The organism is Cellulomonas sp. P4_H12, assembly GCF_056400905.1.
Genome location: NZ_JBFUKJ010000001.1, coordinates 318828 through 343422, shown reverse-complemented (window position 1 = coordinate 343422; position 24595 = coordinate 318828). Strand labels below are relative to the sequence as shown.

Sequence of the window (24595 nt, the reverse complement as noted above, 5' to 3'; positions counted from 1 at the left end):
GTTCCCTAGCTGGTCTCGGCCGCGACCGTCGCGGCCCCGCACGCACCGCAGTAGGCGTCGTCCGTGGCCAGGTGGAAGCGGGCGCAGCCCTCGGTCACGCAGGTTCGGGTCGGCACCCCGACCGTCCGCGGGCCGCTCTTCGGCGGCATCGGCGTCGTGTAGATCGGGCCGATGACCTGGGGAGCGCCCGGGGGCGGCACCCGCAGGACGGTCCACGTGGTGGCCTTGCCGCACACCGCGCAGGTCTTGCCGGTCTGGACCCTGCCGTACGCGGAACAGGCCTGGTCGGTGCACCGCAAAGCGACGTTGGCCATCGGATCCCTCAGCTCTCGCGTCGATGTGACCTGGACCAGGCTAGCCGGGGCGCCTCAGGCGGCTCGGCGACGAGCGCGGACGATCAGCGGCACGCCGACCGCTGCGCCCACGACGAGGAGGGCGATCAGCCACCAGACCCACGCCGGCGTGCCGCCCGCGTCGTCCTCCACCACGTCGTCGGCCGACGGCGAGGGCGACGGGGTGGCCTCCTCGGTGGGCGTGGGCGTGGGGGTCGGCGTCTCGGTCGTCGGCGTCGGCTCCGGGGCGACGGCCGTCTCGGTCGGCTCGCTCGTCGGCACGGGTGCGGGCACCTCCGGGACCGTCGGCTCCGGGGTGGCGACGGGCGGCTCGGTCGGCTCCGGCTCGACCGGGAGCGTGACGGTCGGCTCGGGCTCGACCGGAAGGGTGACCGTCGGCTCCGGCTCGACCGGGAGCGTCACGGTCGGCTCCGGGACGACGGGGAGCGTGATCGTCGGGGTCGGGAGCGACGGCAGGGTGACCGTCGGGGTGGGGAGGGCGGGCAGGGTCGCGGTGGGCGAGAAGTCCGGCCGGTCGATGCCGTCGCACGACGCGAGCAGGAGCGCCCCCAGCACGACACCCACGGCAAGCGCGGAACCCCGACGGACGGCCTTGTGCGGTGCGGTCATGGCGCGCGCCCTTCTCGGCTCACACGGTCCGGCGACGGTCGACGCCGCGGCTGCCGACGCCGGAGCGCGGAACTGCCTGGGCAGAACGTATCGATCGCCGGTTCTGCTGGAAAGGCCCCAGCACCTGCGGATCTGTCCGCTTTCACCCGTCCGTGGCTACCGGGGCGACCGGCTGGCGCAGGATCGTGCGTCGCTTCTCCGGCGCGACCCGGCGGAAGTCGCTCAGGTAGATCTCGTGATGGGTACCGACCATCCGCAGTCCGTTCTCGGGGACGAACTCGTGGTGCATCCGGTCGAGCACGCCGGCCTCGTCGTCGAACGACCCGACGTGCAGCGTCTGCACGCACAGCCCCTCGGAGAGCGTCTCCAGGCGCAGGTCGTCGAGCCGGGCCGGACGCGCCTTCGCGCCGACGCGCTCGACCGCCGCGGCGACCATGTCGGGGGCGATCCCGTCCGGGACCAGCAGCATCAGGGTCCAGTCCCACCGCATCTTGTCCCGGGCGGCGGTGAAGGTCTCCATGTCCTCCGCCCACCACAGACCCTCCAGAGGCGGGACGACGTAGTCGCGGCCAAGCTCCCGCTTGCTCGCGAACTTCAGCGCGTAGGCGACCGGGTAGAGCGTCTCGACCGCCTCGGTGAACGCCGGCGACGTGTTGGGGTCACCGTGACCGTCGACCATGAGGTACCGCAGGTCCGGCACGTCCACAAGCCGGAACCGGCCCCGGCGGGCGTGGTAGCTGTCGAGGGTCGTCCTGACGTCGGTCTTCTCGTCCATCGTTCGTCGATGATCCCGTCTCGCAACGACGAACGGCCCGGATCCCGAGGGATCCGAGCCGTTCGATCTGTGCGCGAGGGGGGATTTGAACCCCCACGCCCTTTCGGACACTGGCACCTGAAGCCAGCGCGTCTGCCGTTCCGCCACTCGCGCGCGCCGCAGAACATTAGCACGATCGAGCAGGCACTCCAGACCGCCTCGGCAGGGAGCCGGACGGGGCGCCGCGCGCACATCACCCCTCATCCGGCCCCGTTCCCGTGGGTCACGGATACGATCAGGGCGGATCGTCGGCACGCTCCGTGCAGGTGGACGCGCAAGAGGGACGGAGGAGGTGGCAGTGGGCATCCTCGACAGGTTCGAGAACGGCGTGGAACGCGTCGTCAACAACGCCATCGCCAAGGCCTTCAAGAGCGAGCTCAAGCCGCTCGACCTCTCCAGCGCCCTGCGTCGCGAGGTGGACGACCGCGCGGCCGTCGTCGGGCGCGACAGGACCGTCGTGCCCAACGAGTTCACGATCGAGCTCGCGACTGCCGACTACGACCAGGTGGAGTCGTGGGGTGCGGAGGCGTTGGCGGACGAGTTCGCCAACAACGTGACGGACTACGCCGCCAGCCAGCGATACGCGTTCGTCGGACCGGTGACGGTCTCGTTCAGCGAGGACAGCGAGCTCGAGGCCGCGCGGTTCCGGGTGCACAGCGCGACGGTGCGCGGTGCCGTGGCCCCCGCGTCGGCCAGCTCGGCGCCCAGCGCCCGGCACCCCCTGGTCGACATCGACGGCCAGCGCTACATCCTCACCGGCCCGGTCACCGTCATCGGGCGCGGGTCGGAGGCGGACATCATCGTCGACGACCCCGGCGTCTCGCGGCGTCACCTCGAGATCCGTGTGACGCCCGACGGCGTCGTCGCGACCGACATGGGCTCGACCAACGGACTCTTCGTCGAAGGCCACCAGGTCCCCGCGGCCACGCTGCTGGACGGCAACACGCTGACCATCGGGCGCACCCGGATCCTGTTCTGGACAGGCGGCGAGCCGGACCTGGACGAGTGACGCCGGCACATGAGTGAGCTGACGATCACCCTGCTGCGGCTGGGTTACCTGGCCCTGCTGTGGGTGCTCGTGCTCTTCGCCATCGGGGTCCTGCGACGCGACCTGTACGGCACGCGGATCACCGACCGACGCCGCCGGAAGGCGCCCGTGGCGGCAGCGGCCGTCGCGACGGAGCCGGCCGCACCCGAGGCGCCGCCCGCCCGCACCCCGCGCTCGGCGCGCAGCGGCTCGGGCCCGACCCGGCTCGTCGTCACCGAGGGTCCGCTGCGCGGCACCATCGTGCCGCTGGCCTCGTCGGCGGTGCTCATCGGCCGCGCCCCCGGCTGCACGCTGGTGCTGGACGACGACTACTCGTCGTCGCGGCACGCCCGGATCTTCCCGCAGGGTGGCCAGTGGTTCGTCGAGGACCTCGGATCGACGAACGGGACATTCGTGGCCGACCAGCGCGTCGAGGCTCCGACACCGGTCTCGACGGGTACACCCGTCCGCGTGGGCCAGAGCGTTCTCGAGCTGCAGAGGTAACCGGTGACCGTCGCACTCAGGTATGCGGCGCGGTCCGACGTCGGACTCGTGCGCTCCAACAACCAGGACTCGGCGTACGCCGGCCCGCACCTGCTCATGGTCGCGGACGGCATGGGCGGGCACGCCGGGGGCGACGTCGCGTCCTCGGTCGCGGTCGCCAGCTTCGCGCCGCTGGACGGCGAGTCCCACGGTCCCGACGACGCGCTGGACCAGCTGGAGACGGCGCTGGCCGACGCGCGGGACGAGATCATCGCGCGCAGCGACGCCGACCCCGAGCTCACCGGGATGGGCACCACCGTCCTGGCCATCCTGCGTGCCGGCAACAAGCTCGCGATGGTGCACCTCGGTGACTCGCGCGGCTACCTGATGCGCGACGGCGTGCTCACGCAGGTCACCACCGACCACACGTTCGTGCAGCACCTGGTGGACATCGGCCGGATCACGCCGGAGGAGGCCGAGCACCACCCGCAGCGGTCGGTCGTCATGCGCGTGCTCGGCGACTTCGACCCCGAGGTCACGCCCGACCTGTCCGTCCGCGAGGCCCGGCCCGGGGACCGCTGGCTGCTCTGCTCCGACGGCCTGTCCGGCTTCGTCAGCGCGGACACCATCGAAGAGACCATGGCGACGATCGACGACGTCGACGCCTGCGCGGACCGCCTCGTGCAGCTCGCGCTGCGGGCGGGCGGCGGCGACAACATCACGGTCGTCCTGGCCGACGTCATCGAGCTCGACTCCGTCGCGGACGGGGCGGGCCCGACGACGAGCGCGACGGTGGTCGGCGCGGCCGCGCTGACCCGCAACGACCCCACCTCGGCGACCGACGGACCCGCGGCCCGGGCGGCGAGCCTGACGCGAACCGCCAAGGAGCCGACCGAGGCTGACGACGCCGCACCGTCCGACCACGACGAGGACGAGGACGAGAGCCCGCCCGCGCGCCGCCGGTGGCGCGCGGTCGTCGCGTGGGTGGCCGTCGCCGTCGTCGTGCTCGGCGGCGCCGCCGTCGCGTACGCGTGGACGCAGACGCAGTACTACGTGGGTGTCGACGACGGCGAGGTCGTCATCTTCCGCGGCCTGCCCCAGACGATCGGCACCCTCCCGCTGTCCACGGTGGTCGAGCGCACGGGCACCGACGTCGAGGACCTCGCCTCCGGCTACCTGCAGCAGCGCGTCGAGCAGACCATCCACGCCGACTCGCTCGCCGACGCCCGGAACCTGGTCGGCATGCTCGAGGAGGACTCGGCGGAGCCGACGCCGTCCCCGACGCCCAGCCCGTCGCCCTCCGGGACGGCCACGCCGTGAGCCGCGCGTGATGGCCACCGTCCAGCCGCACCGGGTGCGGGCCGGTCGGGGCGTGGAGCTCGGCCTGCTGCTGCTCGCCCTGGCCATCGGCATCTCCTCGTACGCCCTGGCGGGGCTCGGCACGTCCGACAAGGTGCCGCCCGACGTGATCGGGTACGGCCTCGGGCTGGCGGCCCTCGCCATCGGCGTCCACCTCGTGCTGCGCTGGCGCGCGCCGTTCGCGGACCCGGTGATCCTGCCGATCACCGTGGCGCTCAACGGCATCGGCCTCGCGATGATCTACCGGATCGACTTCGCGTACACGGCGCGCGGTCGCGACGACACGTTCGCGCAGCGCCAGCTGGTCTGGACGGCGGTGTCCGTGGTGCTCGCGGCGCTGGTGATCGTCCTGCTCCGCGACCACCGGACCCTGCGGCGCTACACGTACACCGCGATGGTCACCGGTCTCGTGCTCGTCATGCTGCCGCTGGTCCCGGGCCTGGGGGTGCTCATCAACGGTGCCCGCATCTGGGTGCGCATCGGCGGGGTGGGCTTCCAGCCGGCGGAGTTCGCCAAGATCGCGTTCGCCATCTTCTTCGCGGGGTACCTGGTCACCCACCGCGACACGCTCGCGCTCGCCGGCCCGAAGGTGCTGGGCCTGCAGCTGCCGCGACCGCGCGACCTCGGTCCGATCCTCATCGTCTGGGGCGCGTCCGTCGCCGTCCTCGTGCTCGAGCGCGACCTCGGCACCTCGCTGCTCTTCTTCGGGCTCTTCGTCGCGATGCTGTACCTCGCCACCGAGCGCCTGAGCTGGGTGGTCATCGGCCTGCTCCTGTTCGTCGTCGGCGCGGCCCTGGCCGCGAGCGCGTTCTCGCACGTCGGGGCCCGTTTCGATGCGTGGCTGCACGCGTTCGACCCCGCCGTGTTCGACCAGAGCCCGGGCGGCTCGGGGCAGCTGGTGCGCGGGCTGTTCGGCATGGCCAGCGGCGGGCTGTTCGGCACCGGGTGGGGCCAGGGCCGACCTGACCTCGTGCCGTTCGCGGAGTCCGACTTCATCGTCGCGTCCCTCGGCGAGGAGCTCGGCCTCACCGGGCTGCTGGCCATCCTGCTGCTGTACGCCATCCTCACCGAGCGCGGCATGCGCACGGCGATCGGCGTCCGCGACGGGTTCGGCAAGCTGCTCGCCGGCGGCCTCGCGTTCATCGTCGCGCTGCAGACGTTCGTCGTGGTCGGCGGCGTCACCCGCCTGATCCCGCTGACCGGCCTCACCACCCCGTTCCTGGCCTACGGCGGCTCGTCGCTGGTGGCCAACTGGGTGATCGTGGCGCTCCTGCTCCGGATCTCCGACGAGGCCCGGCGCCCGGCGCCCTCGATGAAGCCCGTGCTCACGCCGATCGCGGGCACGCCCGTCGTCGTGGGCGGCGGCGGCGGCGACGACGACCAGCCGACCGAGATCATCGGCGGTGTCCGGTGAACACACCCCTGCGCCGCCTCGCGACCGTGGTCCTGGTCATGTTCGTCGGCCTCATGGCGGGCGCCACCTGGATCCAGTACTTCCAGGCGGACAAGCTCAACAACGACAGCCGGAACGTCCGCACGCTGTACCGGGAGTTCGGCAACGCCCGCGGTCCGATCGTCGTCGCGGGCGAGGCCATCGCCCAGTCGACCAAGGTCGAGGACTCCTACGGCTACCAGCGGTCGTACACCAACGGCGAGCTGTACTCCGCGATGACCGGCTTCTACTCGGTGGTGAACGGGCGCACCCAGCTGGAGAACGCGGCGAACGACCAGCTCACCGGCCGCGGCGACCAGCTCTTCTTCTCGCGCATCCGCGACCTGCTCACGGGCCGCCAGCCCGAGGGTGCCGCGGTGGAGACGACCATCAACCCGGCCGCGCAGCAGGCCGCCCTCGACGGGCTGGCCGGGCAGCAGGGAGCCGTCGTCGCGCTCGAGCCGTCCACCGGCAAGATCCTCGCGCTCGTCTCCACGCCGGGCTTCGACCCCAACGTGCTCGCGTCGCACGACACCAAGGCCGCCGGCGCCGCGTACAACCAGCTCGCGTCGGCCCCCGGCAACCCGTTGCGCAGCAACGCGACGCTCGAGACGTACGCGCCCGGCTCGACGTTCAAGCTGGTCACCGCAGCAGCGGCGCTCGAGAGCGGGAGCTACACGCCCGAGAGCACGCTGCCCGCACCCGTGGAGCTGTCCCTCCCGCAGACCACGTCGACCATCGGCAACTTCGGCGGTGGCGGGTGCGGGAGCGACCCGATCACCCTGGCCGACGCCCTACGGGTCTCCTGCAACACCGCGTTCGCGCAGCTGGGCATGGACGTCGGCGCCGACGCGCTCCAGGCGCAGGCCGAGCGGTTCGGCTTCAACGACCCGGGCCTGACCATCCCGATGAAGGTCGTCGAGAGCGTGTTCCCCGACGACATGGACGCGCCGGTCACCGCGCAGTCCGCGATCGGCCAGCGCGACGTGCGGGCCACCCCGATGCAGATGGCGATGGTCGCGTCGGCGATCGCCAACGGCGGCGAGCTGATGACGCCGTACGTCGTCCAGACGGTCCGGTCGGCCGACCTGCGCAAGGTCTCCGAGACGAGGCCGACGCTGTACTCGACGGCGATCTCGCCCGGCACGGCCGCGTCGCTGCGCGACATGATGGTCGGCGTCGTGAACAGCGGGTCCGGGACGGCCGCGCAGATCCCCGGCGTGCAGGTGGCCGGCAAGACCGGCACGGCGCAGACGGCCGACGGGCAGGCGCCGCACGCGTGGTTCACCGCCTTCGCGCCGGCCGACGCCCCTCGCGTCGCCGTCGCGGTGCTGGTGGAGCACGGCGGCAACGTCGGCAACGAGGCCACCGGTGGCAAGGTCGCGGCACCCATCGCCAGGGCCGTCATCGAGGCGGTGCTGGGCTCATGAAGACGGCATCCGGGGTCCTGCTCGGCGAGCGCTACCGGCTGGTCCGGCAGATCGCCGTCGGCGGCATGGGCGAGGTGTGGGAGGGGTACGACGACGCCCTCGCGCGGCCGGTCGCCGTGAAGGTGCTGCGCTCGGAGTTCGCCGGCGACCGCGGCTTCCTCGAGCGGTTCCGCACCGAGGCGCGCAACTCGGCGTCCCTGTCGCACCCCAACATCGCGCAGCTCTTCGACTACGGCGAGCAGGAGGGCTCCGGCTTCCTGGTCATGGAGCTGGTCGTCGGCGAGCCCCTCTCCGACCTGCTCGAGCGCGAGCCCGTGCTGCCCGTGCGCCGCCTGCTGCCGATCCTGGCGCAGACGGCCCGCGCACTGCACGCCGCACACCTGGCCGGTGTCGTGCACCGCGACGTCAAGCCCGGCAACATCCTGCTGGGCCGTGGCGGGCGCGTGAAGATCACCGACTTCGGCGTCTCGCTCGCCCGCAACCAGGTGAACATGACGGCCACCGGCATGGTGATGGGCACCGCGCAGTACCTGTCCCCGGAGCAGGCCGTCGGCAAGCCGGCGACGCCGCTGTCCGACCTGTACTCGCTCGGGATCATCGCCTACGAGGCGCTCGTCGGGCACCGCCCCTTCACCGGCCCCACCGCGGTCGACATCGCGGTCGCGCACGTGAACAACCCGGTGCCGCCCCTGCCCCCGAGCGTGGACAAGCAGCTCGCCGCCCTCGTCACGCGCCTCCTCTCCAAGGAGCCCAGCGCGCGGCCCGCGTCGGGCGAGGAGCTCGCGCAGCTGCTCGACAAGCTCGTGCCCCGCACGCCGCCCTCGGGTGTGCCCGTGCTCGTGGCCACGCAGGGCCGCACGCCGGACACGTTCGCCACGGCCGTCGCGTCGTCCGCCCCGGCGGCGTCGAGCGCCCCGCCGCCGTCCTACCCTCCGCGACGCACGCGACGCGCCGAGGAGCCGACGACGCGCTCGGCGGTGCGCAAGAGCCCGCCCACCACGGGCACGCGCCTGGGCCGCTCCGGGCGACTCACGTGGCCGCTGGTGGCCCTCCTGCTGCTGCTCGTCGGCCTGCTCGGTGCCGCACTCGCGGCGCAGCTCACCAAGGCGGACGGACCGCCCGACGGCCAGCCGCGGCTCACGGCCACGGCCTCCCATTACTCTCGTGGCGACACCCTCGATGGGATGATCACCGAGAACGGGTCCGCAGCGCTCGCCGCGGTCCCGGCATCGACGGAAGCAAAGGACGCCTAGTGGTGGACGACGGATCACGCATCCTCGCCGGACGGTACGAGGTCGGTGAGCTCATCGGCCGGGGTGGCATGGCCGAGGTGCACATCGGCCACGACACCCGCCTCGGTCGTACGGTGGCCATCAAGATCCTGCGCTCGGACCTCGCGCGCGACCCGAGCTTCCAGAACCGGTTCCGCCGCGAGGCGCAGTCCGCCGCGGCCCTGAACCACCCCGCCATCGTCTCGGTCTACGACACCGGCGAGGACGTCTTCACCGAGCCCACCGGGGTCGTCGCGCACGTGCCGTTCATCGTCATGGAGTACGTCGAGGGCCACACGGTCCGGGACATCCTGCGTGACGGCGCCGCGGTGCCGATCGAGGAGGCTGTGGAGATCACGGCCGGTGTCCTCTCGGCGCTCGAGTACTCGCACCACGCGGGGATCGTCCACCGCGACATCAAGCCGGCGAACGTCATGCTCACGCCGACGGGCGCGGTCAAGGTCATGGACTTCGGCATCGCCCGGGCCATGGCCGACTCGGCGGCGACCATGACCCAGACGCAGGCGGTCATCGGCACGGCGCAGTACCTGTCGCCCGAGCAGGCCCGCGGCGAGACCGTCGACGCGCGGTCCGACCTCTACTCCACCGGCTGCCTGCTCTTCGAGCTGCTGACCGGCCGGCCGCCCTTCACGGGCGACTCGCCCGTGGCGGTGGCCTACCAGCACGTCCGCGAGGCCGCGCCGGTGCCCAGCACCTTCGCCTCCGACGTGCCCGACGCCCTCGACCGCATCACGCTCAAGGCCCTGGCCAAGGAGCGGGACGCCCGGTACTCCAGCGCCGCCGAGTTCCGCTCGGACCTCGAGGCCGCCGTCCGCGGTGGCGCCGTCGGCGCGCCGGCCGTCGGGGCGCTCGCCGCAGCGGCCCTCGTCGCGACCCCCGCGACCGAGGCGACCCAGCTCATGGCCCCGCCCGTCGCGACCACCCAGACGATGGCCCCCGCGGCCACCCCCTGGGCGGCGACCGGAGCGGCCGTCCCCCCCAACGGCATCGACGAGGAGGAGGAGGGCAACCGCCGCCCGTGGCTGCTGCCGCTCCTCATCGCCATCGCGGTGCTCGCCGTCGCGGGCATCGTCGCGCTGCTCATCGCCAACGCGAACAAGACCGACACGCCGACGACGGTGGACGTGCCGTCGCTGCTCAACATGACCGCGGACCAGGCGGAGCAGAAGCTCACGGACCTGGACCTCGTCTTCGTCCGTGCCCAGGAACCCTCCGACACCGTCCCCGCCGAGCAGGTCACGCGGTCCGACCCGAAGGAGGGGACCCCGGTCCCGCTCAAGTCGGACGTCAAGGTCTACATCTCGACCGGGCCCTCGAGCCTCGCCGTCCCGGACGTGGCTGGCAAGACGGAGCAGGAGGCCGTCGACGTCCTGACCGGCGCGGGCCTCAAGGTCTCGGCCAACCGGCAGGACGACGACAACCCCGCCTTCCCGCAGGGGCAGGTCACCAAGACCGACCCGCCGTCCGGTCAGGCCGTCGCGGCCGGCACGGAGGTCACGCTCTTCGTCTCCACCGGCAACGTGTCGATGCCCGACGTCATGGGCAAGACCACGGCCGAGGCGAAGCAGATCCTCAACGACGCGAAGCTCCAGGCGAACACGAGCACGGTGGAGTCGGACCAGACCCCCGACACCGTCGTCCAGCAGGACGTGGCCCCGGGCACGCTGGTCAAGCAGGGTCGGACCGTCAACCTGCAGATCGCCACGGCGCCCACCACGGCGACCATCCCGAACGACCTCGTCGGCAAGACCTACGACCAGGCCGTCGCCGAGCTGCAGGCACTGGGCCTGCAGAACTTCAACCGGATCGACGAGCAGTCCGACAACCCGAGCGGCAACGTCATCCGCACGGACCCGACGGCCGGCGACGAGGTCCCGCTGGACCAGCAGATCGACATCCACGTGTCGAAGGGCCCGGGCGGCAAGGGACCGAACCCGACGCCGTCTGCGACTTCGTAGCAGAACGACGAAGGGGCCGTCCCGCGGGACTGCCCCTTCGTCGTGTCTCAGAGCCGGACGAGCGGGTGCAGGCCCACCGAGCGCGCGACGGCCTCGTCGTCGCCGCAGATCTCGAGCCAGTTGGCGAGCAGCCTGTGGCCGCCCTCGGTGAGCACCGACTCGGGGTGGAACTGCACGCCGTGCAGCGGGAGCGAGACGTGCTGCAGGCCCATGATGATGCCGTGCGCGGTGGCCGTGACCTCGAGCTCGTCACTGATCGTCCCGTTCACCACCGCCAGCGAGTGGTAACGCGTCGCGGTGAACGGGTCGGGCAGCCCCGCCAGCACACCCTCGCCCTTGTGCTCCACCTGGCTGGTCTTGCCGTGCATGAGCTCGGGCGCATGCGTGACGGTGCCGCCGAACACCTCACCGAGGGCCTGGTGCCCGAGGCAGACGCCCAGCATCGGCAGGCCGACGGCCGCGCAGTCGCGGATCACCTGCATGCTCTGGCCCGCGTCGGCCGGCGTGCCGGGGCCGGGGCTCACCAGCACGCCGTCGAACCCTGTCCGCTCCTCGACCGGCGGGACCGCGTCGTTGCGGACGACGACGGTCTGGGCGCCCAGCTGGTTGAGGTACCCGACGATCGTGTAGACGAACGAGTCGTAGTTGTCGATCACGAGGATCTTCGTCACGTCATTCCCCCACTGTGGTCTGGTTGAAGGGCATGTACGGCGAGACGGCCGGGAACACCCACTGGAAGCAGACCGCCAGGATCGCGAGCGCCGCCACCGCGAAGATCAGCACGCGCACGGCGACCGGGCCGGGCGTGTGACGCCACAACCATCCGTACATCAGCGGCCTCCGTGCTGGTCGTCGAGGGTGACCATCATGCGCCACCCGCCAGCTCGGCCGGAATGCCGTCCGAGACCGGCGCCCAGTAGTCCAGCACGCCGTGCACGATGAACCGCTGCTTGGCCGAGAACATCGGGTGGCACGTGGTCAGCGTGATCATGCGCTCGGTGGGGACCGCGCCCGGGTCGCCCGGCACGGGCGCGATGACGTCGACATCGGTCGGGGCCACGATCTCCGTCGAGGTCACGCGGTACACGTACCAGATGTTGTCGGTCGTGCGGATGATCAGCGGGTCGCCCACCTGCAGCTCGGCCACGCGGTTGAACGGCTTGGCGAACGTCGTCCGGTGACCGGCCACGGCGAAGTTGCCGAGGCCGCCCGGCATCGCCGTTCCCTCGTAGTGACCGGCGCCGAGCACGTCGAGCACCGTCGCCCGGTCCGTGCCCTGGCTGATGGGCCTCTCGGGCTCCCCGTCCCAGCGGGGCACCTGGATCGTCGCGAAGGTCGTCGCGTGCGGCGGCTCGGCCATCACGGGAGGCTCGTCGCGGCGCGGGGGCGCGACGACCGGCCCCGCGGGCGCGCCGGCGGTCGGGGTCGCGGTGGGCACCGGCTCGAACGGCAGCTCGCGGACGATCTCGGCCTGGGCACGGTTGCCGACGACGTCCGTCCACCACAGCTGCCAGACGAGGAAAGCGAAGAGCAGGACGCCGAGGGTGATGAGGATCTCGCCGATCACACCGATGACGCCGTAGACGGTGTGGCGGACCCGTCCACCGCGCCGCACGCGCGCGTCGCGCCGGCTGGGGGGCGCCGGCTCGGTCACCGTCTCGCCGCTCACCGCGTTCCTCCGGGGGTGGGGTCGGGGGACGTCTCGGCCCGGGCGCGCTCCTCGGCCTCGGCCGCCTCCAGCCCCGGCAGGATCTCGACCCCGTCGGGCACGCTCGCGGACGACAGCTCGGTGGTCCCCGAGTAGGCGGGGAGCTCGAGCGGCTGCTGGGCGTCGGTGACCGACCAGCCGAGCCCGACGTCGGCGGCGTCGCGCACGTAGGACTGGACGGCCGGCGACAGGCTCAGCGCCTTGCGCAGGTCCGCGGGGTTGCCGATCGCGCGCACCGAGTACGGCGGCGAGTACAGCCGACCGTGCAGCCGGAGCACGTTGCCGACGCACCGGACCGCGCTCGTGGAGATCACCCGCTGGTCCATGAGCTCCATCGCCTCGGCCCCGCCCGCCCACAGGGCGTTCATCACGGCCTGCAGGTCCTGCTGGTGCACCACGAGCACGTCGGCGCTGACGTCCTCGCGCCGCGGGGAGTCCGCCGGCGCGTCGTCGAGCTCGACGGTCAGGCCGGGGCCCGCGACCGGGACGAGGCCACCCTCCACCAGGTACCCCTCGCCGGGCTGGCCGACCTCCGTGCCCGCCGCAGCGTTCTCGCTCGCGGTCAGGCCGTCGACGTCCGCGCGCAGCGCGTCCACCTCGGTGGAGAGGGTGGTGACCCGCTTCGTCTCCACCTGGGCCAGCTCGCGCAGGTCCTGCGGGTGACGCTCGCCGGACGCGCGCGCGAACTTGGCGTTGGCGGCGAACAGGGCGCCCGACAGCGCGAGCACCAGCGCCACCGAGAGGGTGCCGCGCGCGACCACGCGACGCGCACGGTGCGCGCGGTGCGGGTGGTCGGTCACGAACGGCTCCTCGGGTGGGACGCCTGAGTGCGGGCGGGCACTACGCTAGGTCACGATGCGACGCGTCCGTGACGAAGCGGCCCCGGCGCCTCACGATCGACCGCCCTCCGACCACGACGTCACCCGCGTGGTCCCCCGCGGCCCTCGGGTCGCACAGCCGCAGGACAGGAGCACCGGACGTGCCTGAGTCGAAGTCGCGCAAGAAGGCGACGTACACACCGCCGCCCGCCAAGTCTTCGGGGCCCAAGGTGAACGCGCCCTGGTTCCTGCCCGTGATGCTCGGGCTGATGATCCTCGGGCTGGTCTGGATCGTCGTCACCTACCTCACGCGCTCGGAGTACCCGATCCCGGGCATCGAGCAGTGGAACCTGCTCATCGGCTTCGTGCTCATCATCGCCGGCTTCGGCATGACGACCCGCTGGCGCTGACCGCTCCCACGTCGTGACCCAGGCGCCGTCCGCACTCGCGGGCGGAGCCTTTGTCGACCCCGGCACACCGCGTGCGCACCCAGCGTCGTCCCCACCTACCTGCTCGGCCAGCCGTTCACAGCCGTGGCGCCTGACCTGCGGAAACGCGGCGGTTGTCCCCAGCGGTGCACAAGTCTGTGGATAACTACACCGGTGTAGTTCCACAGGTGTGAGTAACTCTGGGGAGATCCGGAAGGGCTTGGGAACGTGCTGTGAGACGCCCTCAGAACGTCAGCGGACGAAGCCGGCCGACGCATAGACGAGGACCGTCGGCACCAGGAGCAGCGCACCGACAGCGAGCGGCGCGGCGACCGCGACGAGCCGTCGTCGGTCGGGTGGGGCGTAGGCGTAGGCCGCGGCCAGCAGCGCCCCGGTGACCAGGCCACCCACGTGCGCCTGCCACGCGATGTTCGCCATGACGAAGCCGAGCGCCAGGTTGATGCCGATCAGCACGAGGATGCCGCGGACGTCACCGCCGAGCCGCATGCTCACCACGAGGATCGCCCCGAACAGGCCGAACACCGCGCCGGACGCCCCGACGCTGCCGGTGGTCCAGCTGTGGGTCGCCGTCGCGAGGAGCACCGAGCCGACCGCGCCGCCGACCGCGGACATCAGGTAGAGGGTGATGTACCGGGCGCGTCCGAGGGTGTTCTCGAGCGTGGGGCCGACGAACCACAGCGCCACCATGTTGAAGACGATGTGCAGGTACTGGCCGGGCGAGTGCAGGAACGCGGCCGTGAGGAACCGCCACGGCTCGTAGAACCCGAGCACCGGGGAGAAGAGCCAGCGCGCGGTCCACGTCGGAACCACGAGCTGCAGGACGAAGCTGACCACGCAGAGCCCGATGAGCGTGAGCGTGACCACGGGCCGGCCGGCGTGGCGCACGCCGCCGAGCGCCGTGCGCGTGGTCGGCAGCGCACGAGCGGCCTCGGCGACGCAGTCGACGCAGTGGATCCCGACGGCGGCCTGGCGCTGGCACTCCGGGCAGGTGGGCCGGCCGCACCGCTGGCACCGCACGTACGACACCCGGTCGGGGTGACGAGGGCAGACCGGCGGCGCGACCGGCGCGCCCGGCTGAAGCGGCTCGCTGATGGTGGTCTCAGTCCTCGATGGTGATCGAGTTGATGACGATGTCCTCGACCGGACGGTCCCCCGGGCGCACCCGCGTGCTCTCGATGGCGTCGACCACGGCGCGGCTCTCGTCGTCGGCGACCTTGCCGAAGATCGTGTGCTTGCCGTTGAGCCACTCGGTGGGTGCCACGGAGATGAAGAACTGCGAACCGTTGGTGCCGCCGACCTTGCCGGTGGTCGGGTCCAGGCGCTTGCCGGCGTTGGCCATGGCGAGCAGGTAGGGCTCGTTGAACGAGAGCTCGGGGTGGATCTCGTCGTCGAACGTGTAGCCCGGGCCGCCGCGGCCGGTGCCCAGGGGGTCACCGCCCTGGATCATGAACCCGGAGATCACGCGGTGGAAGACCACACCGTTGTACAGCGGGTCGGTGCGCTCCTCGCCCGTCGTCGGGTCCGTCCACGGGGTGCTCCCGGTGGCCAGGCCCGTGAAGTTCTGCACCGTGCGGGGCGCGTGGTTGGGGTAGAGCTCGATCCGGATGTCTCCGGCGGTCGTGTGCAGGGTCGCAAACATGCGAGAAGTCTCGCACGCGACCCTGGACCGCACCGGTGAACCAGCGGTTGTGCAGGCCACGGGCTCTGTTCTGCACAAAGACCGTCCTGCGCTGCCGCCCGCGCGGTGGCAGAGTGGGAGGCCAGTGCAGCCGAACGAGCCGGGAGCCGACATGCCGTTCACGAAGAGCCCGAAGATCGACGTCGACACGGAGAAGCTGAAGGACCAGGCAGCCGACCTGGGCGCGACCCTGGCCGACGCCGCCAAGAGCGCGAAGGACGCCGCCGCCAAGGCGGGCGACGCGGCGTCGACCGCGAAGGACTGGACCACCCCGAAGGTCGAGGCCTTCATCGACTGGCTCCTCCCGCGGGTGGAGCACCTCTACAAGGAGAGCGTGAAGGCCGCCGCACCCAAGGTGGAGACGGCCGCGGACAAGGTCTCGCCCGCCATCGACACCGCGCACGACAAGATCGTCGACGACTTCCTGCCCAAGCTCGTCGCTGCGATGAACGAGGCCGCGGTCAAGGCCGGGGCAGCCGTCGAGAAGGCCGCCGACGTCGCGGCCGACAAGGGCAAGGGCTCCGCCAAGTCCCTCGCAGCCGCGGCCGCGGAGGCCTCGGGCAAGAAGAAGCACACGGGAGCCAAGGTCTTCTGGCTGCTCGCCACGCTGATCGGCCTCGGCGCCGCGGCCGCGGCCTGGACCCGGTCGCGCTCGAGCGTCGACCCGTGGGCCGAGCCGTGGGAGCCGACGGACGCCGGCACCACGCACGCGCGCGTCGCCGACGCCGCGGACGCGGTCGGGGAGGCGGCCGGCAGCGCCGTCGCCAAGGGCCGCGACGCCACGCGCAAGGCGGCCGAGAAGGTCAGCGCGGCCACCGAGTCGCTGACCGAGAAGGTGTCCGAGGCCAAGGACGACCTGACCGAGAAGGTCGCCGGGGCGACGGACGCCGCGAAGAAGGCGACCCGTCGCACCACCAAGCCGGCCGACGGCACGGCGGTCGTCGACCCCGACGCCGGCCCGGTGGCCGAGCCCGTGACCGAGCCGGTCACGGACGCCGACCAGGGTGACCGCCCGCTCTGAGCCCGCACGACCACGACGGCCCCCGGTCCACACGGACCGGGGGCCGTCGTCGCGTTACGAATCGTTTAGGCCGTTGACCCTCTTCCCGGCCGCTCTGCACGATGCGCGAGGCGCGTCGTGCCGGGGCCGCAGCGAGGCGACGCCGGGGCCATCCGCCGACCCCAACGTCTCCAGTGCCGTGGAAGAGGACCCCATGCACCGCCCCCGAACCCGCGGTCGCGTCGCGATCGCGTGCAGCAGCGCGCTCACCGTCGCCGCCGCCTTGCTCGTCGCGCCCCTGGCTGGCGTCGCGAGCGCCGCGGACCCCGCGTACAACTACGCCGAGGCCCTGCAGAAGTCGATGTTCTTCTACGAGGCCCAGCGCTCCGGCGACCTCCCGGCGGACAACCCGGTGTCCTGGCGCGACGACTCCGGGCTGACCGACGGCGCCGACGTCGGCAAGGACCTCACCGGCGGGTGGTACGACGCGGGTGACCACGTGAAGTTCGGCCTGCCGATGGCGTTCAGCGCGACGATGCTCGCGTGGGGCGCGATCGCGTCGCCGCAGGGCTACACCAAGGCCGGCCAGCTGGACGAGCTCAAGGGCAACCTCCGCTGGGTCGACGACTACTTCGTCAAGGCGCACACCGCGCCGAACGAGCTCTACGTGCAGGTGGGCGACGGCGAGGCGGACCACAAGTGGTGGGGTCCGGCCGAGGTGATGACGATGGCCCGACCGTCGTACAAGGTGAGCGCCAGCTGCCCCGGGTCCGACGTGGCGGGCGAGACCGCCGCCGCGCTGGCGTCGTCGGCGATCGTGTTCAAGAGCGACGACCCGACGTACTCGGCCAAGCTGCTCACGCACGCCAAGCAGCTCTACTCGTTCGCGGACACCTACCGCGGCGCCTACTCCGACTGCGTGACCGCGGCGTCCGCGTACTACAAGTCGTGGTCCGGCTACCAGGACGAGCTGGTCTGGGGTGCGTACTGGCTCTACAAGGCGACCGGCGACGCCACCTACCTGGCGAAGGCCGAGGCGGAGTACTCCAAGCTGAGCGTCGAGAACCAGACGACCACGCACTCCTACAAGTGGACCGTCGCGTGGGACGACAAGACGTACGCGATGTACGCGCTGCTGGCCATGGAGACGGGCAAGCAGCAGTACATCGACGACGCCAACCGCTGGCTGGACTACTGGACGGTCGGCGTCAACGGCCAGCGCGTGCCCTACTCGCCGGGCGGCCAGGCGGTCCTGGACTCGTGGGGGTCGCTGCGGTACGCGGCGAACACGTCGTTCGTCGCGCTCGTCTACTCGGACTGGCTGACCGACGCCACCCGCAAGGCGCGGTACCACGACTTCGGCGTACGGCAGATCAACTACGCGCTCGGCGACAACCCGCGCAAGTCCAGCTTCGTCGTCGGCTTCGGCGCCAACCCGCCGCAGAGCCCGCACCACCGGACCGCGCACGGCTCGTGGCTCGACTCGATCACCTCGCCCGTCGCGACGAGGCACGTGCTCTACGGAGCGCTCGTCGGCGGCCCGAGCTCGGCGAACGACGCCTACACCGACAGCCGCTCGGACTACACGTCCAACGAGGTGGCCACCGACTACAACGCCGGCTTCTCCAGCGCGCTCGCGCGACTCACGCAGGAGTACGGCGGCACCGCGCTGGCGAGCTTCCCCGTGGCCGAGCAGCCCGACGGCGACGAGATCTTCGTCGAGGCGATGCTCAACCAGCCGGCCGGCGGCACGTTCACCGAGATCAAGGCCATGATCCGCAACCAGTCCGCGTTCCCGGCGCGCGCGCTCAAGAACGGCACCCTGCGCTACTGGTTCACGCTCGACGCCGGTGACTCAGCGACCAACCTCGCCGTGTCCGCGAACTACAGCGAGTGCGGCCCGCAGACCGCCAAGCCGATCAGCGCCGGGGGGTCGCTCTACTACGCCGAGATCAGCTGCGTCGGGCAGAACATCTACCCGGGCGGCCAGTCCCAGCACCGCCGCGAGATCCAGTTCCGCGTCACCGGTGGTTCCACGTGGAACGCGGCGAACGATGCCTCGTTCGCCGGCCTGAACACGACCGCGCTCGCCAAGACCAAGGCGATCACGCTCTACGACGGCGGCAAGCTCATCTGGGGCACCGAGCCCACCGGCACCGTCACGGACACCACGGCGCCCACCGTGCCGGGCACCCCGACCGCCTCTGGGATCACGTCGACGGGTGCGTCGCTCGCCTGGACGGCGTCCACCGACGCCGGCAGCGGCGTCGCGGGCTACGACGTCTACCGGGTGCAGGGCACCACCTCCACGCTGGTGGCCTCGACCACCGCGGCGTCGACGGTGCTCACGGGCCTCACGCCGAGCACCGCGTACTCGTACGCCGTGAGGGCCAAGGACGTCGCGGGGAACGTGTCGGCGGCCTCGGCCACCGGGACGTTCACCACGTCGACCCCGCCGGTCGACGTCGTCGCACCGGGCAAGCCCGGCACGCCCGTCCCGTCGGCGGTCACCTCCACCGGCGCCACGCTGACGTGGACGGCTTCGACGGCCGGCACCTATGCGCTCGCCGGCTACGACGTGCTCCGGATCACGGGCACGACGTCCACGGTCGTGGGCACCGCCACCGGCACGACGTTCGCGCTGACCGGGCTCACGGCCGGCACCGCCTACACGTACGCCGTCCGGGCCAAGGACTCGGCCGGCAACGTGTCGGCCGCGTCCACGTCGGTCGCCTTCACCACCACCGCGGCCTCGGACACCACGGCCCCGACGGTCCCCGGCACGCCGGCGGCCTCCGCCCTCACTCAGACGGGCGCCACCCTCACCTGGGCGGCCTCCACCGACGCGGGCGGGAGCGGCCTCGCCGGCTACGACGTGTACCGGGTCCAGGGGTCCACCTCGACCCTGGTCGCGTCGCCGACGTCCGCGTCGACCACGCTCACCGGCCTGGCCGCTGGCACGACCTACTCCTACGCGGTGCGGGCGAAGGACGGCGCCGGCAACGTCTCGGCGGCGAGCGCGGCCGTCACGTTCACGACGCTCCCGACGACGACCACGAGCAGCTGCGCCGTGGCGTACTCCGCCAACAGCTGGAACGTCGGCTTCACGGGGAGCGTCAAGATCACCAACACCTCGACCACACCGCTGACGTGGTCCCTCGGGTTCACCTTCCCGTCGGGCCAGCAGGTCACGCAGGGCTGGAGCGCGACCTGGTCGCAGACCGGCGCTGCGGTGACGGCCACCGGTCTCGGGTGGAACGCCACCCTGGCCCCGGGCGCCAGCACGGACATCGGGTTCAACGGTTCCCACCCGGGCACCAACACCGCCCCGACCGCCTTCACGGTCAACGGGGTGGCCTGCACGGTGTCCTGATCGGCACGACGAGGGCGCCGCACCGTCGGGTGCGGCGCCCTCGTCATCGGCGTGCGAGCCGGCGCATCACCGGCGGCGTGTTCCCGATCCCGGCAGCGAGGGTGATCACGCCGAGCACCGCCGTGATCGCGCGAAACACGGGCGACGTCCCCCCGCCGGAGGCGGCGATCCAGGGCAGGGCGAGCAGGACGACACCGCCGAGGGCGTAGGCGAGCGCCCGGGACCAGGCCACCACCGTCAGCGCCCGCACGTGCGCGATGACGCCCGGGAACTCGCGCTCGAGTCCGGCCGCGTCGCCAGTGAAGTCGCGCTCGGCCCAGATCAGGCCAGCGTCCAGGGCGGCGGCCCGCACCGCCGTCAGGGGATACCAACCTGCCTGGTGCTCGGGCAGCGCGGACCCGCTCAACCCTTGCCCGGACGGGAACGAGCCCAGCACCGCGCCGGCGGCGTCGGTGACGGCGTACCGGTCCACGATTCCCTCGGTGCCGCGGGCGGGGAACGCGGCCTGCACGTGGGTGATCGCCCGCGCCTGCCCGGGCTCTCCTCCGACGGGGACGCCGAACCCGCCTCCGGCAGGGACGGCCGCCGCCGGCGCGACCCAGCGGACGCGCTCGGGGCTGATCTCCAGCCACGAACCCTCGTACTGGCGGCGCACGGAAGGTGAGTCGTGGTGGCCGACGTTCGGGGCGAGGATCACGCGCCGCCGCCCGTCGTCAGTCGGCGCTGTGCACGGGCCGGACCCGCTCGCCCAGCTCCCCGAGCTGCGCCTTCATCTCGCCGACGGAGAGCGTGTGCTCGACCCGCGGCGAGTAGAGCATGGAGCTGACGATGGCCCCCGTGGCGCCGATGGCGAAGGCCTGGCTCACGTGGCTGACCAGACCGGCGCCGCCCGAGGCGATGACGGGAAGCTGGACCGCCTCGGTGATCATCCCGGTGATGTCGAGGTCGTATCCCGACCCGGTGCCGTCGCGGTCGATGCTGTTGACGACGATCTCGCCCGCGCCGAGGTCCTGCCCCCGCTTCGCCCACTCGACCGCGTCCATGCCCGTGTACGTGCGGGCGCCGTCGATCGCGATCTCGTACCCGCTGGGGATCGTCGCGGTGGGCTCCACCCGCTTGACCTGCATGCTCAGCACGATGCACTGCCGGCCGAACTCGACCGACCCCTGGGTGATGATCTCCGGCCTGCGCACGGCCATCGAGTCGATGCTGATCTTCTCGGCGCCCGCGCGCAGCACCGCGTGCATGTCCTCGAGGTGCCGGATGCCGCCGCCGACCGTCAGCGGCACGAACGTGCGGTGCGCCGCCTTGCGGACCATGTCCAGGTCGATCTGGCGCTTCTGGGCGCTGGCCATGATGTCGTAGATGACGATCTCGTCGACGTCCTCGTGGTAGAGCCGGTCGGCCAGCTCGGCCGGGTCGCCCACGTCGATGTTGTCCTGGAACTGCTGGGCCTTGGTGACGCGTCCGTCCTTGACGTCGAAGCAGGCGATGAGCCGGTTAGCGAGCATCGAGATCCTTCAGGTCGGTCACGTCGAGGTCGCAGAACGACTTCAGCACCTGGAGGCCGGCGCGGGCGCTCTTCTCGGTGTGGAACTGCGTCGCCATGATGTTCTTGTACGCCACCGCGGCGGCGAACTCCTGGCCGTACGTCGTCACGCCGACGAGAGCAGAATCCTCCGCCGGCCGGGCATAGAAAGAATTCACGAAATAGTAGAACCCGTTCGGCGTGAATGACCGCGAGAACGGGTGGTCGCCGCGGACCTCGACATTGTTCCAGCCCATGTGGGGCACGCGGACCTCGGACCGGTCGAACTCGTGGACGCTGCCCGGCAGCCAGCCCAGGCACTCGACGTCACCTTCGGCCGAGTGCTCGAACAGCACCTGGAGCCCCACGCACACGCCGAGAAATCCCTGGCCATCGCCCCGGACCTTCTCCTCGAGGTGGTCGATCCACCCCTCCTGCGCCAGCGACTCCATGGTCACGCCGGCGGCCCCGACGCCGGGAAGGATGTACTTGTCGACCTCGTCGCACTCGCTCGGCTTGGCCACGAGCGCGTGCGGGACACCGAGATGGTCGAGCGCATAGGAAATGCTCTGCGAATTCCCGGTGCGATAGTCGATGATCCCGATCACTTGCCCAATCCTACACGGGACGGCGATCTCGAATCGTGGACGTCAGTCGAGGAACAGCGCCCTCAACCGCACCGTGGTGAACGCGAGACCGAGACCGATCATGACGACGAAGTACGCGACGTGCACCAGCATCGACCCGTCGAGCACCCCGAGCGTCAGGCCGCGCACCAGCTCGACCGCGTGCCACAGGGGCAGCGCCTTGATGACGCCCTGCAACCATCCCGGGTAGACGGTGATGGGGTAGAAGGTGGCGGAGAACAAGAACATCGGGAGCATCACGAAGTTGATCCAGTCCATCTGCTGGAAGGTCTTCATGTAGCTGGTCACGGCCATGCCGACGCTGGCGAAGCCGAACGCCACGAGCAGCACCGCCGGGATGGCCAGCGCGGCGGACCAGGCGAGGTTGAGGCCCATCACCTGCATGACGGTGAGGAACCCGAGGGCGTAGACGCCACCGCGCAGCAGCGCGTAGGAGATCTCGCCGAAAGCCACGTCGAGCGGCCCGAGCGACGTGGCCAGCATCGCGTCGTAGAGCTTGCCGAAGTGCATCTTGAAGAACACGTTCCACGTGGAGTCGTAGACCGCCCCGTTCATGGCGGACACGGCCAGCAGCGCCGGGGCGATGAAGGCGGCGTACGAGACGGAGCCCCCGGTCGGCAGCTCGACGTCGCCGATGTACGAGCCGAGCCCGACGCCCATGGCGAAGAGGAAGAAGACCGGCTCGAAGAAGCCCGAGAGGACCACGATGCCGCTCGAGCTCTTGGTGGCCTTGAGCCCGCGCGCGACGACCGACCGCGCGTTGCGGGCGTAGAGCGCGCTCACGGCGGTGCTGCGCGCGGGCGCGCTGGCGGTCGTCGTCATCCGCGCAGCCTCCTCACGAACACGCGGCGGGCCAGGACCCAGCCGACCGCCGCCATGGCGAGCAGGATGGCGAGGTGCCAGCCCACCGGCCACGCCCCGGGCGGCGACCCGTAGGAGAGCGCCCGCCCGATCTCGCTCGCGTGCCACAGCGGGGAGATCCACCCGATCCAGTGCAGCCACACCGGGAGCGTGGCCAGCGGGTAGAAGGTGCCGGAGAACAGGAACAGCGGCGTGAAGATGAACCGCTGCACCAGGGCGAACTGCCCCTTGTCCTCGGTGAGGCTGGCGGAGAACGCCATGAGCGGCAGGCCGAAGGCCAGTCCCGCGAGCACGCCGACCAGCGGCATGAGCGCGCCCCGCACCGGGTCGCCGACCGCGCCGAACGCCACGATGAGCACGTAGTAGACCGTGGTCGTGAACAGCATCCGGAGCACGACGGACAGCACGAGCCCGGCCATGATCTGCGGCGGTGCGATCGGCGACGCGTTCATGCCCCAGAAGATCCGGCGCCACTTGAACCCGGCCATGATGACGAACGTGAACTCGTCGGTCGCGACGGTCACGCCGGCGGTCGCCAGGAGCGCGGGCGCGACGAACCACACGTAGCTGACGGGACCGTCCGCGCCCGATGCCACCGACTGGTCGAGGAACGTCGCCAGGCCCAGGCCGATGCCCAGCAGGTACAGGAGCGGGTTGCCGACGGACCCCACGACGATCGTCCAGCCGTACGCCTTCATGCCGCGCAGCTGGTGCTCCGCGACGTACCAGGCGCCGAACCGGCGGGGGCGGACAGCGGCCTCGACGGCCGCCTCGGGCAGGGTGGTCGTCATTCGATCAGGCTCCGCCCGGTGAGCCGCAGGAACACGTCCTCGAGGCTCGAGCGTCGGACCAGCGACGTGGTGGGGTGCAGCCCGAGGTCGGTGACCCGCTCGAGCACCGCCTCGCCGTCGTCGGCGTAGAGCAGGACGCGGTCGGGCAGCACCTCGATCCGCTCGACCAGGCCGGCCATGCGGACCGCGGCGTCGGCGTTGCGGTCCGACCCGAAGCGCAGCTCCACGACCTCGCGCGTCGAGTACTGCCGGATCAGGCTGGACGGGCTGCCCTCGGCCATGATCCGGCCTTTGTCCACGACCACCAGCCGGTCGCACAGCTGCTCGGCCTCGTCCATGTAGTGCGTGGTGAGCACCAGCGTGGTGCCGCGCTCCTTGAGCCGGAAGAGCCGGTCCCACAGCACGTGGCGCGCCTGCGGGTCGAGGCCGGTGGTCGGCTCGTCGAGCATGAGGATGCGCGGCTCGTTGATGAGGGCCCGGGCGATCGTCAGCCGCCGCTTCATGCCGCCGGAGAGGTCGTCGACCTTGGCGTTGCGCTTCTCCTCGAGCTGCGCGAACCCCAGCAGCTCGTCCGCGCGGGATGCGCACACCGAGCGCGGGATGCCGAAGTAGCGCCCGTAGACGATGAGGTTGTCGCGCACCCGCAGCTCGGTGTCGAGGTTGTCCTCCTGCGGCACCACCCCGAGCAGTGACCGGATCTCGGGCCCGTGGGTGTCCGGGTCGAGCCCGAGCACCCGCAGGTCGCCCGCCGTCCGCGACGACACCGCACCGATCATCCGCATGGTGGTGGACTTGCCGGCACCGTTGGGCCCCAGCAGACCGAACGACTCGCCCGGCGGGACCTCGAAGTCGATGCCGTCGACGGCGGTGAACTCGCCGAAGCGCTTGGTGAGGCCGTGGGCGGCGATGACGGGTGCGGTCACAGCGGACCAACCTAGACGACCGGACCGACACCCGCGGAGGACATTGATGTTGACCGCAAAAC

The 24595-nt window shown here is 71.6% G+C and carries 25 protein-coding genes and 1 tRNA gene; 10 read left to right on the top strand and 16 right to left on the bottom strand.

Annotated elements, in window-relative coordinates; all coding sequences use genetic code 11:
* Positions 1-5 precede the first annotated feature (5 nt).
* The 4 genes from AC1DQC_RS01700 to AC1DQC_RS01685 form a co-directional block, all read right to left on the bottom strand.
* Positions 6-314: a hypothetical protein gene (locus tag AC1DQC_RS01700; RefSeq protein WP_477049493.1), complete on the bottom strand. Its 309-nt coding sequence runs from the start codon at positions 312-314 to the stop codon at positions 6-8.
* A 54-nt stretch (positions 315-368) separates the two neighbouring features.
* Positions 369-962 (bottom strand): hypothetical protein, encoded by a 594-nt coding sequence (locus AC1DQC_RS01695; protein WP_477049492.1) that lies wholly within the window; start codon positions 960-962, stop codon positions 369-371.
* Between the two features lie 142 nt (positions 963-1104).
* A complete protein-coding gene (locus tag AC1DQC_RS01690) occupies positions 1105-1737 on the bottom strand; it encodes a GyrI-like domain-containing protein (RefSeq protein WP_477049491.1) in 633 nt (210 codons plus the stop codon).
* 70 nt (positions 1738-1807) lie between these two features.
* Positions 1808-1890, bottom strand: a tRNA-Leu gene (locus tag AC1DQC_RS01685).
* 184 nt (positions 1891-2074) lie between these two features.
* On the opposite strand from AC1DQC_RS01685, the gene AC1DQC_RS01680 reads away from it, so the two are divergent.
* The 7 genes from AC1DQC_RS01680 to pknB are packed head-to-tail and all read left to right on the top strand — an operon-like array spanning position 2075 to position 10757.
* On the top strand, positions 2075-2785 hold the full coding sequence (locus tag AC1DQC_RS01680; protein ID WP_477049531.1) for an FhaA domain-containing protein: 711 nt from the start codon (positions 2075-2077) through the stop codon (positions 2783-2785).
* A gap of 9 nt (positions 2786-2794) precedes the next feature.
* A complete protein-coding gene (locus AC1DQC_RS01675) occupies positions 2795-3307 on the top strand; it encodes an FHA domain-containing protein FhaB/FipA (RefSeq protein WP_477049490.1) in 513 nt (170 codons plus the stop codon).
* Between the two features lie 3 nt (positions 3308-3310).
* Positions 3311-4606, top strand: a complete 1296-nt coding sequence (locus tag AC1DQC_RS01670; RefSeq protein ID WP_477049489.1) for a Stp1/IreP family PP2C-type Ser/Thr phosphatase — start codon at positions 3311-3313, stop codon at positions 4604-4606.
* 10 nt (positions 4607-4616) lie between these two features.
* Positions 4617-6059, top strand: coding sequence for an FtsW/RodA/SpoVE family cell cycle protein (locus AC1DQC_RS01665; protein WP_477049488.1), 1443 nt, complete (start codon positions 4617-4619; stop codon positions 6057-6059).
* Positions 6056-7507: a peptidoglycan D,D-transpeptidase FtsI family protein gene (locus AC1DQC_RS01660; protein WP_477049487.1), complete on the top strand. Its 1452-nt coding sequence runs from the start codon at positions 6056-6058 to the stop codon at positions 7505-7507. Before AC1DQC_RS01665 ends, AC1DQC_RS01660 begins: the two co-directional genes overlap by 4 nt.
* Positions 7504-8760: a serine/threonine-protein kinase gene (locus tag AC1DQC_RS01655; protein ID WP_477049486.1), complete on the top strand. Its 1257-nt coding sequence runs from the start codon at positions 7504-7506 to the stop codon at positions 8758-8760. Before AC1DQC_RS01660 ends, AC1DQC_RS01655 begins: the two co-directional genes overlap by 4 nt.
* On the top strand, positions 8760-10757 hold the full coding sequence (gene pknB / locus AC1DQC_RS01650; protein WP_477049485.1) for a Stk1 family PASTA domain-containing Ser/Thr kinase: 1998 nt from the start codon (positions 8760-8762) through the stop codon (positions 10755-10757). The genes AC1DQC_RS01655 and pknB overlap by 1 nt, the downstream gene beginning before the upstream one ends.
* Positions 10758-10804: 47 nt before the next feature.
* On the opposite strand, the gene AC1DQC_RS01645 is transcribed toward pknB, so the two are convergent.
* From AC1DQC_RS01645 to AC1DQC_RS01630, 4 genes are read right to left on the bottom strand one after another with little or no spacing between them, the layout of a single operon-like run.
* Positions 10805-11428 carry an aminodeoxychorismate/anthranilate synthase component II gene (locus tag AC1DQC_RS01645; RefSeq protein ID WP_477049484.1) on the bottom strand — a complete coding sequence of 208 codons (624 nt, stop codon included), beginning with the start codon at positions 11426-11428 and terminating at the stop codon, positions 10805-10807.
* Between the two features lies 1 nt (position 11429).
* Complete coding sequence (locus AC1DQC_RS01640; protein ID WP_477049483.1) at positions 11430-11588, bottom strand: hypothetical protein; 159 nt, start codon at positions 11586-11588, stop codon at positions 11430-11432.
* 34 nt (positions 11589-11622) lie between these two features.
* A complete protein-coding gene (locus AC1DQC_RS01635; protein WP_477049482.1) occupies positions 11623-12426 on the bottom strand; it encodes a class E sortase in 804 nt (267 codons plus the stop codon).
* Complete coding sequence (locus tag AC1DQC_RS01630; protein WP_477049481.1) at positions 12423-13265, bottom strand: DUF881 domain-containing protein; 843 nt, start codon at positions 13263-13265, stop codon at positions 12423-12425. The genes AC1DQC_RS01635 and AC1DQC_RS01630 overlap by 4 nt, the downstream gene beginning before the upstream one ends.
* Before the next feature lie 179 nt (positions 13266-13444).
* Here AC1DQC_RS01630 and AC1DQC_RS01625 point away from each other — a divergent pair, with 179 nt between their 5' ends.
* Positions 13445-13693 carry a cell division protein CrgA gene (locus AC1DQC_RS01625; protein ID WP_477049480.1) on the top strand — a complete coding sequence of 83 codons (249 nt, stop codon included), beginning with the start codon at positions 13445-13447 and terminating at the stop codon, positions 13691-13693.
* A gap of 270 nt (positions 13694-13963) precedes the next feature.
* Here the strand turns inward: AC1DQC_RS01625 and AC1DQC_RS01620 are convergent, their stop codons facing one another.
* Positions 13964-14758: a rhomboid family intramembrane serine protease gene (locus tag AC1DQC_RS01620; RefSeq protein ID WP_477049479.1), complete on the bottom strand. Its 795-nt coding sequence runs from the start codon at positions 14756-14758 to the stop codon at positions 13964-13966.
* Positions 14759-14831: 73 nt separating this feature from the next.
* Positions 14832-15371, bottom strand: a complete 540-nt coding sequence (locus AC1DQC_RS01615; RefSeq protein ID WP_146930438.1) for a peptidylprolyl isomerase — start codon at positions 15369-15371, stop codon at positions 14832-14834.
* 151 nt (positions 15372-15522) lie between these two features.
* On the opposite strand from AC1DQC_RS01615, the gene AC1DQC_RS01610 reads away from it, so the two are divergent.
* Positions 15523-16431: a hypothetical protein gene (locus tag AC1DQC_RS01610; RefSeq protein WP_477049478.1), complete on the top strand. Its 909-nt coding sequence runs from the start codon at positions 15523-15525 to the stop codon at positions 16429-16431.
* Between the two features lie 193 nt (positions 16432-16624).
* A complete protein-coding gene (locus AC1DQC_RS01605; RefSeq protein WP_477049477.1) occupies positions 16625-19783 on the top strand; it encodes a glycoside hydrolase family 9 protein in 3159 nt (1052 codons plus the stop codon).
* A gap of 43 nt (positions 19784-19826) precedes the next feature.
* Here AC1DQC_RS01605 and AC1DQC_RS01600 read toward each other — a convergent pair whose 3' ends face one another.
* Genes AC1DQC_RS01600 through AC1DQC_RS01575 form a run of 6 tightly spaced genes read right to left on the bottom strand, consistent with a single transcriptional unit; the run spans position 19827 to position 24533 of the window.
* Complete coding sequence (locus AC1DQC_RS01600; RefSeq protein WP_477049476.1) at positions 19827-20480, bottom strand: hypothetical protein; 654 nt, start codon at positions 20478-20480, stop codon at positions 19827-19829.
* 16 nt (positions 20481-20496) lie between these two features.
* Positions 20497-21294, bottom strand: coding sequence for an imidazole glycerol phosphate synthase subunit HisF (gene hisF, locus AC1DQC_RS01595; RefSeq protein WP_477049475.1), 798 nt, complete (start codon positions 21292-21294; stop codon positions 20497-20499).
* Positions 21284-21919, bottom strand: a complete 636-nt coding sequence (hisH, locus tag AC1DQC_RS01590) for an imidazole glycerol phosphate synthase subunit HisH (RefSeq protein ID WP_477049474.1) — start codon at positions 21917-21919, stop codon at positions 21284-21286. The genes hisF and hisH overlap by 11 nt, the downstream gene beginning before the upstream one ends.
* Before the next feature lie 42 nt (positions 21920-21961).
* Positions 21962-22780 (bottom strand): ABC transporter permease, encoded by an 819-nt coding sequence (locus AC1DQC_RS01585; protein ID WP_477049473.1) that lies wholly within the window; start codon positions 22778-22780, stop codon positions 21962-21964.
* Positions 22777-23610, bottom strand: coding sequence for an ABC transporter permease (locus AC1DQC_RS01580; protein ID WP_477049472.1), 834 nt, complete (start codon positions 23608-23610; stop codon positions 22777-22779). The genes AC1DQC_RS01585 and AC1DQC_RS01580 overlap by 4 nt, the downstream gene beginning before the upstream one ends.
* Positions 23607-24533 (bottom strand): ABC transporter ATP-binding protein, encoded by a 927-nt coding sequence (locus tag AC1DQC_RS01575; protein WP_477049471.1) that lies wholly within the window; start codon positions 24531-24533, stop codon positions 23607-23609. The genes AC1DQC_RS01580 and AC1DQC_RS01575 overlap by 4 nt, the downstream gene beginning before the upstream one ends.
* Between the last annotated feature and the right edge of the window lie 62 nt (positions 24534-24595).